This is a genomic window from Phyllobacterium zundukense (genome assembly GCF_002764115.1).
GTDB lineage: Bacteria > Pseudomonadota > Alphaproteobacteria > Rhizobiales > Rhizobiaceae > Phyllobacterium > Phyllobacterium zundukense.
In genome coordinates this window covers 359,360-372,689 of the sequence record NZ_CP017943.1, presented here as the reverse complement: position 1 = coordinate 372,689, position 13,330 = coordinate 359,360, and the positions used below count along the sequence as shown (strand labels likewise).

General features: G+C 56.7%; 7 protein-coding genes and 6 pseudogenes. 5 read left to right on the top strand and 8 right to left on the bottom strand.

From position 1 onward, the window contains the following. The first annotated feature begins 24 nt into the window (after window positions 1-24). Window positions 25-828, top strand: coding sequence for a dimethylarginine dimethylaminohydrolase family protein (locus BLM14_RS27425; protein ID WP_100003217.1), 804 nt, complete (start codon window positions 25-27; stop codon window positions 826-828). 108 nt (window positions 829-936) lie between these two features. After that, on the top strand, window positions 937-1,356 hold the full coding sequence (locus BLM14_RS27420) for a serine hydrolase (protein WP_100003216.1): 420 nt from the start codon (window positions 937-939) through the stop codon (window positions 1,354-1,356). Window positions 1,357-1,463: 107 nt separating this feature from the next. Here the strand turns inward: BLM14_RS27420 and BLM14_RS27415 are convergent. The 3 genes and pseudogenes from BLM14_RS27415 to BLM14_RS27405 form a co-directional block, all read right to left on the bottom strand. Further along, a pseudogene (locus tag BLM14_RS27415) lies at window positions 1,464-2,285 on the bottom strand (transposase family protein); the annotation flags it as partial. Window positions 2,286-2,434: 149 nt separating this feature from the next. Further along, window positions 2,435-3,727: an ISNCY family transposase gene (locus BLM14_RS27410; protein WP_100003215.1), complete on the bottom strand. Its 1,293-nt coding sequence runs from the start codon at window positions 3,725-3,727 to the stop codon at window positions 2,435-2,437. Between the two features lie 420 nt (window positions 3,728-4,147). After that, a pseudogene (locus BLM14_RS27405) lies at window positions 4,148-4,633 on the bottom strand (aminotransferase class I/II-fold pyridoxal phosphate-dependent enzyme); the annotation flags it as partial. Window positions 4,634-5,324: 691 nt separating this feature from the next. Between BLM14_RS27405 and BLM14_RS27400 the strand changes: the two are divergent. Then, on the top strand, window positions 5,325-5,528 hold the full coding sequence (locus tag BLM14_RS27400; RefSeq protein ID WP_237143690.1) for a hypothetical protein: 204 nt from the start codon (window positions 5,325-5,327) through the stop codon (window positions 5,526-5,528). Next, window positions 5,518-7,540, top strand: a pseudogene (locus tag BLM14_RS27395) (recombinase family protein); the annotation flags it as partial. The gene BLM14_RS27400 and the pseudogene BLM14_RS27395, both read left to right, overlap by 11 nt. Here the strand turns inward: BLM14_RS27395 and BLM14_RS32240 are convergent. Both BLM14_RS32240 and BLM14_RS32850 read right to left on the bottom strand, forming a co-directional pair. Next, window positions 7,538-8,158: pseudogene (locus BLM14_RS32240) on the bottom strand (transposase); the annotation flags it as partial. The pseudogenes BLM14_RS27395 and BLM14_RS32240 overlap by 3 nt on opposite strands. Before the next feature lie 69 nt (window positions 8,159-8,227). Continuing rightward, window positions 8,228-8,430: pseudogene (locus BLM14_RS32850) on the bottom strand (integrase core domain-containing protein); the annotation flags it as partial. Window positions 8,431-8,482: 52 nt separating this feature from the next. Between BLM14_RS32850 and BLM14_RS32845 the strand changes: the two are divergent. Next, on the top strand, window positions 8,483-8,731 hold the full coding sequence (locus BLM14_RS32845) for a hypothetical protein (RefSeq protein WP_418314277.1): 249 nt from the start codon (window positions 8,483-8,485) through the stop codon (window positions 8,729-8,731). A 66-nt stretch (window positions 8,732-8,797) separates the two neighbouring features. On the opposite strand, the gene gabT is transcribed toward BLM14_RS32845, so the two are convergent. The 3 genes and pseudogenes from gabT to BLM14_RS27370 form a co-directional block, all read right to left on the bottom strand. Continuing rightward, entirely contained in the window at window positions 8,798-10,126 is a 1,329-nt protein-coding gene (gene gabT / locus BLM14_RS27380) for a 4-aminobutyrate--2-oxoglutarate transaminase (protein WP_100003214.1), read from the bottom strand. A 363-nt stretch (window positions 10,127-10,489) separates the two neighbouring features. Next, a pseudogene (locus BLM14_RS27375) lies at window positions 10,490-10,713 on the bottom strand (SDR family oxidoreductase); the annotation flags it as partial. Window positions 10,714-10,759: 46 nt separating this feature from the next. Further along, window positions 10,760-12,763, bottom strand: a complete 2,004-nt coding sequence (locus BLM14_RS27370) for a CocE/NonD family hydrolase (RefSeq protein ID WP_100003213.1) — start codon at window positions 12,761-12,763, stop codon at window positions 10,760-10,762. Window positions 12,764-13,330: the final 567 nt, after the last annotated feature.

Below are 13,330 nucleotides of genomic sequence, written 5' to 3'. Positions count from 1 at the left end.
ATCGAAACTAAAGGATAGCAAAAAATGTCGCAGACCAGATCTGTCTATGAGTTCAACTCCGCAATCGTGCGCCAGCCCTCCACCTCCGTCGTAAACGGCCTGCGGACAGACGATCGGGGTGGTCCGACCTATGAAGGCGTCAAGGCCGAGCACGATGCTTATATTGCGGCCATGCGCAACGCAGGCGTTGAGGTGACCGTCCTTCCTGCTCTTGAGTCCTTCCCGGACTCCATCTTCGTCGAGGATCCTGCACTCGTTTTTACCGGCGGCGCTATCCTGCTCCGTCCTGGCACGCCAAGCCGTGTCAATGAGACAGCGGAAATTGCACCAACCCTGCGCGAGATGTTCGAAACGGTGCTCGAATTGCCGGCTCCGGGGCAGGCGGACGGCGGCGACATCATGTACACGCCGAAGGGCGTACTGATCGGCCTCTCCGCACGCACGGACAAGATGGGCGCAGAGGCACTTGTTTCCTGCATCGAGAAACTCGGCGGAAAGGCCCAGGTTGCCGAAACCCCGAAAGGTGTTCTGCACTTCAAGACGGCTTCCTCGCTGCTCGACAATAGAACCGTCATTTCCACGGCTGCACTTGCCGACGCTGCCGTGTTCGAGGGGTTCCGCAAGATCGTTGTCCCGCAAGGTGAAGAGCCGGCGGCGAATGTGCTGCGAGTCAATGACGTCGTGTTCGCAAGTGCCCATTACCCGCGCACCCTCGAGATGCTCGACAGGGAAGGCTACAAGGTCGTGCCGCTGAAGACTGCCGAAATCGAAAAGATCGACGCCGGGCTCTCCTGCATGTCACTGCGGTGGTACCGCAATGGCAGATAGGCCGCCGCTGTCCATCTGTGTGATCTGCTGCAACGCAGTGAGTGGAGCCGACCCAGCGGATCAACCGCGTCACTAACTCAAACCACCATCCGGAGAGGGAACTGGAACATGACGATCTCCCGACGCAACCTCGTTAAGGGGCGCATAGCCGCCGGAACCGCCTCAATCGTTCTGGCAGCAAGTAAAACTGCCGCAAGCGGCGCCAGCGAGGTAACTGTTCGCTCGCATGGAGCTTTGGGGCATCGATACGAGAACATTTTCGAGAAGCTTGTCGGGTATACGAAGGAAGAGATTGCCGAATTCGGGCTGCCCGGCAAGACGTTCTGCCTGGTCGACGCGGTCCATCCGTCTCACCTCTTTCAGATCGGCTCGATCAGCAAATCTTTTACCGGGTTGTGCGTTCATCGGCTTGCCGACGAGGGAAAGGTTGCCCTAACAGCCATCATGCGCAAGCTTGCAATCATCGCCAATGCGCTTTTGGGCGAGGGGAGAAAATGGTCCGAAAATAGGACCCACCCGGCTACATGAATGTTGCAACCAATTAGAAATGTCGCATCTCTCGCAAAGTAGAAATGTCATCCTGACAGCCGCCGAGGCTCGTCGCCGGGTAGGGCGGAGACCTCAATATCGCAGCCCTACCCGGCGACTGTAGAAGGAGCACTTGCCACTTGTTCACGGGCGCGGCGATCAATCATCTGGCCAACCCAGCCCTTTCGTCCAGGTGATTTGCGGCCACGTTTTTGATAGCCATTGACCTCACTGTTGGTCTTCACCTTGGGGGGTGGCAGAAACTGATCCTGTCGCTCCTTGATAAAGGCAAGGACATCGCCGAGTCGCTTGCTCTCGGTAATGGCAGCTGGGTGACGCGCTGCGCACTGTCGAAGAGCGTACAGGGCTGGGTAACACCCTTCCAGCGAACCTGGAAACGCCCATCAGCAAAGGCATAGAGATCAACATATTTGCCGACCAGACCCCGTGTGACCTCATTCTCCTCCAGCATGGCCCGCTGGCGCTCGAAGGAGAACGTCACTTGCTGCCCGAACATACCGTTGTTCTCGTCGGCATAGCATCTCTTGCAGGCTGTTGGGCGCAATGTTCAAGGGCCGGTGCAAATTGTCTGCCTTGATGGGCTTGATCCCAAACCTGGGGTTGAACCGCTCAATGAAGCCGGGCAGGAAGGCGTTGCCGGCGGCGATGTCGCTGATGCCGGTCAGCCGCAGCTCCTTGACCAGGCGGTCCTGCAAGGTGCTATTGACGCGCTCGACCCGGCCTTTCGCCTGGCTCGAATTGGCACACAATATCTCAATGAGTTCCGACAGCGCCCGGCCGAACTGGGTCATAGCCTCATCACGCTTCACGTCCGTCTTCCCAACCCGGAACACCGAATGCTTGTCGGAGTAGAACGCAACCGGACGGTCGTGTGCCTGGCGATACAACTCCAGCGCCTCAAAATAGCCGCGCCTTGCGCTGGAAATCCCGTGCACATACCAACCGAAGGGAACAGCCGGGATCATAGTTGCCAGTTGGTTATGTTATGACATAACTGTCAAAGCCAGTTAGTTTTGTCTCTGAGTGTGCCAATTAGAAATGTCACACAGGCTGGCATTCAACCAAAGGCAGAGTTGGCCTGTCCTCGCCGCCGTGGTGCACTTTTTGCACGCAACGAGGGCCGTTCCTTTTGCAATTCGGCAATGTAGGCGAGGGCTTCTCCCAACCGCTTATTATCCACGATCGCTCCTTGTTCCACCCGACGCACCTTGTCGAATACCGTGAACGGCAACGCGTCGCCATCATGCACGACCTCAAGCCGACCATCAGGATAGTCATGCACCATGACCTCCTTGCGCTGCAGCGAGCGGCTTTTCTCCGTCTCATCGAGATGAATGTGCATGCGGTCATATTGCAGCGTGAGCTGATACGAGACGGTCCGCTTCTCCTTGATACACAGCGCCGCATCGGCATCTTCGTATTGGGCGAGGGGCCGATGCATGTTGTGATCGGAGCGCGGCAGTTTGGCGAAGCGGCTGTTGTAATCCGCCACGAAGGTCGGAAGCCAGGCATTCGCGGATCCGATGTCGCAGATGCCTTGTAGTCGTAGTTCCTTCACAAGCCTGTCCTGCAGGGTTTTGTGTGCACGTTCGACCCGGCCCTTGGCCTGGCTCGAATTGGCGCAGATGATATCGATGTTCAGCTCGGCGAGAGCCCGGCCGAATTGCGTCATCGGGGGCTGTTCAGCCTTCCTTGAAGGCTTGTAGACACGGAAAATCCCGTGCTTGTCTGAATAAAATGCGACTGGCTTGCCGTGCTGATCGACATAGGCCCGCGTGGCGCGCATATAATCGAAAGCGCTTTCCGATGCGGCAAATTGCAGGTGTTGAAGCTGGCTCGTCGCATCGTCGATAAACACCAGCAACGTGCATTTGCTGCCACGATCCTCAAACCAATGGTGCGTGGAACCGTCGATCTGGACCAGCTCGCCATAGCAATCACGACGATACCGTGGCTGCTGAATGCGCGGCCCGCGATCCCGCCGCGTAAGCCACAGGCCAGCATCTTTCATCCACAACCGCAATGTCTCGCGGCCAATGCGCATGCTGTGCAGTTCGAGGAGTTTCTCCGCAGCCAGTGTTGGACCGAAATCGCTATAATGCTCACGCACAAGAGCAAGCGCATGCTGACGGAATGCCGTTGAATGAGCGCGATTGCTGGTGCGGCCACGCTTCTTCGAAACCAGCCCGGACGGTCCATCACGTTGTAGTGTCGCCAGCAAACGGTGAACCTGACGTCGCGACAGGCTCAGAATATCTGCTGCACGTACAATCGTCAGGCGTCCTTCCAGAACCCGACCAAGCGTATCAATCCGTGAAATCTCTCGTTCGCTCACACTCAAAACCTTCATAAGCAAAGCCACCCGCCAAGAACGCAAAAACACGCGGGCAGTGTGACATCTCTAATCGGGCCGAGTGAGACATTACTAAACGGGCGCTACAATAACAGATCACATAAGGATACTTATGGAACTGGACGGTCATTTGGGAAGTGTTGCTTTTCTGAATGAGCCGAGCGCCTTCGAAGCCCGATTGTTCTTGGGCCTGTAAGGATCGGGCCGAAGCTAAAAGCAACAAACAGCCTATTTTGACGCGTGCAACAGCCAATCTTACGAGCGAAGTCGCCACAGCATTGTCTTCCAAAGCAAATCTTTCACTCACTCACCCAGCTTCACTGCCGAAACTGCACTCTTTGGAACTATCCGGTCAGGGTGTAACCGCTGCCAACAATCACCGCAGTCACTCGGACGTGGCCGGAAACATAGCTCCAGCTATGCGACAGAAACGACGTTTACTGGGTGGCGACCCAGGATCTCGCGCAAAATCTGAAGCACATCGGTGAGTTCTCTAAGATCTTTCGGCGCGCCAAGGCAGATGCGGACTGCACCGGGATCAGCCTCTCCCACCGCGGAGGCGATGGGCGGGGTTACAAGTATGCCGCGACCCCGCGCAGCGGCGGCAAACTGATGTGCGGACCACTTTGGCGGCAATGGCAACCATGCGTAAAAGGCTGGAAACTGAAGTTTCGGAGCTTCGGGGAACACATCCAGGAACACGCGGCAACGCTCCAGCGCCTGCCGCCGCCGCTCACGCAGAAGTTCTTCCAGCTTTCCGCTTTCAATCAGCCGCACCACTGCCTCGCTCAACATGGGAGCCACAAACCAGGTGGAGGCGTGCAGGAGGAGCTCAGCTTGAGCAATATAGGCCGTTGGGACGGTCAATGTGCCGAGTCGGAAGCCGGGCGCAACGCATTTGGAAATATGCCTCTAATTACAGAACTGCTGCGGGCTTATCATTAGTCTCGACAGCCTCGATGAGAGATGCATTCGCCTCGACATAGTGCTCGTGCAGATGCAAAGAATCCTCAAATTGCCCGAACACCAGGCGAAGTTCGGCGAGTGACGTGCTACCCGTCTTTAGGCCACCCGGAGCTGGAATTTTCCGGGGTTATGAACCGCCCCCACACTCTGGACTGAACCGCCCCCACACTCTGGACCAGCGGAAGCTAGAGTTTTCCGGCTTCATTCAGGGAGGCGGGCTGGTTGCACTTCCCGAATTCATTAGCGAGATCGGCACCTTATTGCCGATTGCACCATGAGGCCGTTCTTCGTTGTACAACACGACAACAAAACACCCACGGGACGGAGCTTCGCGAGCTTCTCTATCCGTGGCATCCCTGGAGCGGACAGCTTGTCCATATCCATGCAGTGCTGGACAAGGGAATGGCAGTGTTCCGGTGCAGCCTTTCCGGGACAGCATCGGGTCGATTGCTTGAAGTTCCGGAGTGGATGTTCGATCGCTCACTAAGCGCGCGGTGGCTGACCATGTTGGTCCCCCATGTCGAACTCGCCAGCATATTCGCATTGGTCAGGTTGCTTGAAGAAGCAGGCTCCTCACAAGACGCGAAGATAAGCGCAGCATTGAGCTCTCACGAAGCGAGTCGGGGAGATGTCCCTGCCACGCCAGTTCATGATATATCAATTCGATCTGTTCTCAGATCCGTACAGGGGGAAGACGCCGGCGATGCCGCAATGGCAGGACTTCCCGGAAGGAACACGCCAGACGCTGACTGCGCTCATGGTGCGCCTGTTCGTCGATTACGCAAACGACGTGAGCGCTTCCCAGTCGATGGAGGCCAGCCATGATGCATGAGAAGATCGGTTCCCACCATCGTGAGCGCAAAGCCATTTTGTATGTCCGGCAATCGTCGGTCCATCAGGTTCTACACAATCGCGAAAGCAGCGTGCTACAATATGCCGTGCGCGATCGCCTGAAGGCACTTGGCTGGTCGGATATTGAAACGGTTGATGACGATCTTGGCTGCTCAGCGGCCGGCGGCGTGACCCGCGCTGGCTTCGACCGAATGGTTGCCGAGGTCTGTCTTGGCAAGGTAGGAGCAGTTGCGGCACGCGAAGTGTCTCGCTTTGCTCGCAACAGCCGCGATTGGCAACAACTCATTGAGATGTGTCGCGTCGTTGATACCGTCCTGATTGACCAGGAAGCAGTCTACGCGCCGCGTCAGGGTAATGACCGCCTGCTTTTGGGGCTGAAGGGTAGCCTCAACGAATATGAGCTCGATCTTTTGCGCCAGCGTTCCCTTTCTGTGCGCTACGAGAAGGCCCGCCGTGGCGAGCTTGTTGTCACTGTTCCTGACGGTTTCCAGAAGGTGGGCGACCTGATCGAGAAGGATCCCGATCATCGCGTTCAGGAAGCCATTGTACTCGTCTTCAACAAGGTTGCCGAACTCGGCAGTGCACGCCAGGCCCTACTGTGGTTCCTCGAACACGGACTGGATCTGCCTGTCAGGCACGCTAATGGTGATGTTGTCTGGCGCAGGCCCAATTATGATCGTGAACCCGGTCTACGGCGGCGCTTATGCTTATGGTAAGAGTCGTTCTGTGTTGGGATACGGCGGCAGCCGATCTGGAATTCGTCGCAAGGCGCGCGATGAATGGCTTGACCTGATTCCCGATTCGCACGAAGGCTATGTCAGTTGGGAACGGGCGGAGGATATCCGCAAGATGGTTAGCGAGAATGTCCCTACAAGCCATCATCACGGAGTACCGAAGCATGGCGACGCTCTGCTAGCTGGCCTTTTCCGCTGCAAACGGTGTGGTCGGAAGCTGACGGTCCGTTATACAGGCAACAAACACAACATTCCGCGCTATTCGTGCTGGCGTGGCCTGCTCGATAATGGCGAACCACGCTGTATCGCCTTCGGCGGTCTGCGGGTTGATGACGCGATCGAAGAGGCGCTGCTCGGTGTCGTAGGACCGGGAGCCATCGCTGCCTCGGTCGAGGCGGAGCGTAATATTGCCAGCCGGCGTGACCAGGTCCAAGAGGTTCTGCAACGGGACCTTGCGGCGGGCACGCTATGCCGCCGATCGCGCTTTCCGACAATATGACGCAGCTGATCCCGAGAACCGGCTGGTGACGTCGGAGCTTGAAGCGCGCTGGAACAAGGCCCTCAACGCGTCGGTGAGATTGAGAACAAGATTGTCACCCACCAGGCCGCAGTGCCACAAACGTCATCTTATTCTACATCGGAGATGGTCGACCTTGCAGGGAATCTTCGTGCCGTCTGGTTAGCGCCGTCGACCGATGCAAGGCTCAAAAAGCGCATCGTGCGCACGCTCATTCATGAAGTAGTCGCCGATCTCGATGATGCACCCTCAGAGATCGTGCTGGTCATTCACTGGGTTGGTGGAGTCCACACCGAACTTCGATTGCCGAAACGACGTCGAGGACAACGAAACGCTACGCCCGATGACATCGTCGAGGCGGTGTGGCAGCTCGTTCGCATCGCCAATGACGATGTGATCGCAGGGATACTCAATCGCAATGGATTGACCACCGGCAATGGCAACCGCTGGACAAGGGAGCGTGTCACGGCACTCAGGTCATATCGCAAGATCCCGGTCTTTCGTCCGCAGGCGGACGGCAGCGAACCCTGGCTCAATCTGGGAAAGGCGGCGAAGCTACTTGGCATTACGCCAAAGACCCTTAGAATTGCTGCCGAAGCGGGCGAGATCGAGGGCGTCCGCCTTCTACAGGAGAGGCCATGGATCTTCAGCCGCCAGGCACTTCACAAACCGGCCGCTCAGGATATTGTTCATCGTGCTCGGCAGAACCCAAAATACCCCACGGGATCGCATCCCGATCAAGGCGGGCGAATAGCGCGAGAAGGTGTCGACGATGGTCAGCACCCAGATTTTGCGATCCGTGGCGAGTTCGTCATGCACGAAGTCCATGGCCCAGGTTTCGTTGTGCCGGACCGCTTCACTGCGATCCTCCCGCAGCTTGGCGCCGCAACAGCACATGAATGCGCCGATAGCCATAACGCATCCGCGTCTCGGCGACCTCCTTGATCCTGGCCTTGAGGTCAGCCTGCTCGCCACGTAGACCTAAAGGGCACCCGATCCACCTTCAGCGTCGAACAGGCGCGACGCGTCGACACCTTCCAGACCGATCGCATCTCGTCGACAAGCTGGCGCTTGCGCGCAGGCCTCACAGCTTTTTTGATAGAACATCCCGCAGCATGGCCTTGTCGAGACTGAGATCGGCAACGATCCGTTTCAGCTTGACGTTCTCCTCCTCAAGCCCTCAAGCTGCCGCAACCGTCGCATCTCCGATGGCATCAGGCCCGCATATTTCTTGCGCCAGTTGGAAAATGTCGCGTCGGAAATCCCGGCCTTGCGGCAGACCTCCGCCACGGCAACACCGTCTTCTGCCTGCTTCAGAATGAAGGCGATCTGCGCTTCTGTGAACTTCGTCTTCTTCATCGAATTCTCCTCAGCCCGTAACCGGGGCATTATTGGAAAATTCCAGTTAAGTTGGCGGGAGCAGGTCACAAGGGATGAATGTGGGTGTGGGGTATTATAATAACGGAGATACCGGCCGATCCAAGCTCGGGCCTCCGGCACGCTGTTGTAGCCGTGCAGATAAGCCTCCTCATATTTGATCGACCGCCAGAGCCGCTCGACGAAGACATTGTCGCGCCATGCGCCGCGACCGTCGATGGACGTGAACTGCGACCCTGGTCCGTATTGAAGATGCCGAGCGCATCGGATAAAACATTCTTTAACGTCAGTTCTCCGATCTTGGCATTGAAGCGTTTTGACATCGACGGTCGGACCTGCCGGTTCTGCTTTAGCTTCATCGCCAAACACGCCTGTCTCCGCCTCAAGGAGCTGGTCTTTCCACTGCTTGGTCTGGTTGACGTGCACATCGAACTGCTGGGACAGTTCTACCAGCGTCTGCTCGCCGCTGTTGGCTGCAAGCGCCACCTTCGGCTTGAAAGCCAGGTATGGTTCCGGCGCAAGTCGTCTCGGCTCTCTCCTTTTTCCGGCAACTAAGCCAAAGTCAGGCAGAAATTCATTAAGTGAAATGCCTCGGATAGACTTTCGTAGATCATGGCTCCCTCATCCGTCTTGAGCGAACGCCGAGTTCCTGGAACCAAGATCGTCGTCAACGATGAAGCCAATCGATTGATCGATGATCTCCAAGGCTTCGTCGATGAGATCGTCCGGCGTGGTCAAGGGAACCAAGAGCCGGATAACGTTGAAGTGACGGCCTGCCGACGCAAGAAGCAATCCGCGACTTGCCGCTTCCTTGATCACTTTGGCGGTCAACGAGCGAGCGGGTGTACGCGCGGCGTTGTCTTCGACCAATTCAACGCCGATCATCGCGCCAAGGCCCCGAACGTCGCCGATCACAGAGTGATTTCTCTTCTTCTGCATACGGTGGAAGCCGTGTTCAAAACGAGCACCGATCTCCTGGGCGCGAACAAGGAGGTTTTCTTTTTCGAGTACATCAAGCACGGCAAGTGCCGCGGCGCAGGCGAGCGGGTTTCCGGCATATGTACCGCCCAACCCACCGACGCCGACGGAATCCATTACTTCCGACTTGCCGACGACGGCGGCAATCGGAAGGCCTGCTCCCAAGCTCTTGCCCATGGCAATAAGGTCAGGCTCGATGCCGAAGTGTTCCACCGCAAAGAGACGGCCGGTTCGTCCGAAGCCGGACTGGACTTCGTCAGCGACGAGGACGATTCCGTGGCTATCGCAAAGTCTCCGGATGCCTTTCATGAACTCGGCAGGAGCCGGGATGAAACCACCTTCACCCTGAAGCGGCTCAATCACGAACGCCGCCACGGCCGCCGCCTCTATTTCGGTTTCAAAGAGGGTTTCCAACGCTGCAAGGCACTGCTCGGCACTGATTCCCCGGAACGGCTCGGGAAACGGCGCGCGATAGATATCTCCAGGGAAGGGTCCGAATGACTGCTTATAAGGGTTCACCTTTCCCGTCATGGCCATCGTGAGCAGCGTGCGACCGTGAAAGCCGCCCCCGAAGACAACGATACCCCGGCGCTTGGTGTACGCGCGGGCGATTTTGACAGCGTTCTCGACCGCCTCGGCTCCAGTGGTAACGAGGAGCGTCTTGGCTTGCCCTCCGACCTTGCAGCACTCGTTCAGGCGCTCGGCCAGGGCGATGTAACTTTCATAAGGAGCGGTGCCGAAGAATGTGTGGCTGAATCTATCGAGCTGGGCCTGAACGGCACCGATAATGTCCGGGTGAGAGTGCCCCACCGCCAAGGCACCCATTCCGCCCACAAAATCAATGTAACGCCGTCCTTCCACGTCCCATAGCTCAGCATTCCGTGCGCGATCCGCGTAAATCGGAAAAGAACAAGAGACTCCTACCGGGATAGCTTCCTTCCGGCGCTGGTCCAGAGAAACATTTGATACCATCTATCGTCTCCACGAAATAACTTCCAATAAATACTCAAACGCAGAACAGCGTTATTCATGAGAAATACGCAATCGTACGCCCTTGTTGCTTTCATTCTACTACGATTTCTACACTTGCACTCTTTAAAACTCAACGATTTAGGCTCTGCAAAAAACTCAATCGTCAGTTCTTGAAAACTCAATCGCAGTCCAGATCAGGCGCTCCATAAAACATCCTGCCTTAGAATGACGATGTCTCCGCTCATGCACGTCTTCTCGAAGGGGTTCAGCACCTTTAGCGACCGCCGTATCCGCTCATGAAAACCCGACGGTCTTCTTTGGACCGAGCATCGTCTCACCGCCATCTGCCAAATTCAGCTTGATCTACTGTGGCAAGCTCAGTTTCGCCATACGGCCTCCGTCAACTGTCAAACCTGACCTGTGACGAAGGAGGATTCGGAAGAAGCCAACCACACAACCAGGCTCGCGACCTCTTCCGGCTTTCCAGTTCGTCCGACAGGACGTATTTTACCTATCGTCCGACGGAAACCCACCGGGTCAGGCATACTCTCGATGAACTTGACGTTTAGATCGGTGTCTATCCACCCATTGTGGATCATTCGGACTGTCTTATTCCGACAGCCGAGATAAATATCAGACAAGCATGCGCGGGATCGTACGATTCCAGGTCCTCGTAAAGATTTCGGCGTCGTGGTCTAGCGCCCTAAGCTGACCCACAAGCAAAAAGCTGTCCTTGGTCAAGCTCATACGCAGGCTACTCTCGACGCGGACGTTCCAGTCGCCGCGTTTCAGCGTCTCAATATACTGCGTTTGGACGTTAGCGCTGGTCGGATCCTGGTCAAGTATTTCAACCACCTCGCTTGTTATCGACCCCACTTCTGTGCCGATCGCTTCAATCCTGTATTGTCCGCCGTCCCAGGCGGTGCGGATGGTAAGTTTGCTCGTTGCAGCATCCCATTCAGAGACTCGGGTTGGCGCTGGCGCTTCCTGTAACACCGTTCGTCCGGAGGTGGGTGCCGGCACAAATGCCGGGCCGAAGGGCTTCAAATTCCCGTCCTCGGCGCGCGGCGGTCGTACCGGCAGTTCGAGTTCGGACCGACCGGCATAAACTGTCAGCGTCACCGGTTCTGGCGACGGCCAAAACGCCGGCCAATACGTGGTTGATACTGCAACACGGATGCGCCTGCCCGTTTTGAAAACATGGGCACAATCCTGCAGCGGCATGCGAATGCGGTAACGTTTGCCGGGCTCCAGTGGTTCAGGAAACTCATCGCTATCCCGGTGCGTCAGATTCAGCACACCATAAGTGATTCGTTTCGATAGGCCGTCCGGCTCGACCTCGTTGAGCCGAACGGCCAGAAACGCAACCGGCTTATCGACCGCTAGTTCGATAGTGACTGCCGGCTGACCGAGAATTTCGAGATTTCCCTCAAGCGGCTCGGAATCGAATGTCAGTGAGCGAGCGTCGTCAATTCGCTGATCGGTGGGCGCCTCCGTGTCGATGTCTCTCCAATGCCGACGAGGCGCCGTTATTCCCACCGTTTGCAAAGGGTTGAGAACATGTGCCGATTCAGCGCCGGCATCGCTCTCCAGTCCGTGGTTAGTGAGATAGAGTTGGTGCGGCTTGATGCGCGGGGACGGCCAGCTATCCTCGGCCACCCAACAGCCGGGACTCTGGTGTATGCCGCGCATTGTCGACTCTTGCTGCATCCACACCCGGTACATCGGCTCGGTCATGATGCCCGTATCAATATCCTTAAGCCAGTGATCCCACCAACGCAGCGCTTCGGTGAGCCAGTCTATCGCCGGCCCCGGGTCGCCATTGTTTGGATGTTGGTGCCCCCACGGGCCGATCAGCCCTTTGCGCGGGCATTTGAGGTTAGCGAGCATGCGCGGTATCGCGCGGTAATAAATATCGTTCCAACCACCCACGGCATACACGGCGCATTGAATGGCACCGTGGTCTTCGCTGATCGACCTATGCTTCCAAAACGCGTCGCGGTGCTGGTGGGCAATCCAGTTTATGGGGTAGTAGTCCAGGTTATTGAGACGCTCGATCCACATGTCGCGCCAGCGCTCCCCAACGATTGCCGGATCGGGCGGACGTCCACAAAAAGCGGGCCAACGCACCCCCCACTCAAAGAACACAGTATCGTTGAGTAACCCGCCGGTGTAGGGCTCTTCGGGATAGAGGTCGTCAGACGAGCAAACCGTTATGATCGCCTTGAGCTCAGGTGGACGTCGGGCAGCCACCTGCAGTGCACTATTGCCACCCCAGGAGATCCCGAACATACCGACCTTACCGGTACACCAGGGCTGCCTGGCGAGCCAAGCGATGATCTCGACGCCGTCGTCCTGCTCCTGTTTAGCATACTCGTCTTGGGGGCGTCCTTCGGAATCTCCCGATCCACGAATGTCTGGCCGCACACAAGCATATCCATAGGAAGCCAAATAAGGGTACATCCCGTTAGTATTCTCACGCTTGCGGTAAGGGATGTAGTCCATCAGTACTGGCACCGGATTGTGATCGGCATCCTCGGGTAGCCAAACCTTAGCGGCCAGACGCGTCCCGTCCGAAAGTGGAATCCATACGTTCTCTACTACAGTAATTGGTCGTGGTCCCAACTCAATTTTCAAAGTTCACCGTCCAGGGTTCTAGATTTCCACATTTCTATTTCATTTGGTGCGGCGACGGTGAGGTCATGCTGATCACCGCTTTCAGCGCAGCTGAACGGCGATAAGCCAGTTGCAAAACCGTTGAAACCGCCCCACTAGATGCCCAGCATTCCAACGCCGCCGTCGCACCATTCCTGTGCTGCAATCCAGGCCATACCTTCCCTCAAATTCCCGCTCGGAACAAATACTCGTCGTCGAACTGCGCCTCCTATCGCCCGCTTCAGCAAAAACACGATGCGTCGTCTCATCGCGCGCTTCGGTGCCATGGTCGCTTGCGATAGGTTAGTTACTCAAAAATAGCAGGGTTGGCGCTCCAGAACGGGAAGCAAAATTCTGCCCGCCAATCTGTGTCCATCCGGCATTTGAGTTCATTCGTTCTCAACGACTGCAATCATATTTGAACTCCACGCCTTTTGTTTAATAATAAAGATCCGGTCTTGGGTGAACTGAAGCTGTACCGCTTAAACGATCGGACTAGCGATCCAGTAGTGGTCGCGTCAAAGAACCTTCACACTAGCGTTAAAGTGG

Excerpts from the sequence above, each read along its gene's own strand:
- BLM14_RS27425 (WP_100003217.1), top strand. The coding sequence starts at position 25 with ATGTCGCAGACCAGATCTGTCTATGAGTTCAACTCCGCAATCGTGCGC.
- BLM14_RS27420 (WP_100003216.1), top strand. The coding sequence starts at position 937 with ATGACGATCTCCCGACGCAACCTCGTTAAGGGGCGCATAGCCGCCGGA.
- BLM14_RS27410 (WP_100003215.1), bottom strand. The coding sequence starts at position 3,727 with ATGAAGGTTTTGAGTGTGAGCGAACGAGAGATTTCACGGATTGATACG.
- BLM14_RS27400 (WP_237143690.1), top strand. The coding sequence starts at position 5,325 with ATGTCCCTGCCACGCCAGTTCATGATATATCAATTCGATCTGTTCTCA.
- gabT (WP_100003214.1), bottom strand. The coding sequence starts at position 10,126 with ATGGTATCAAATGTTTCTCTGGACCAGCGCCGGAAGGAAGCTATCCCG.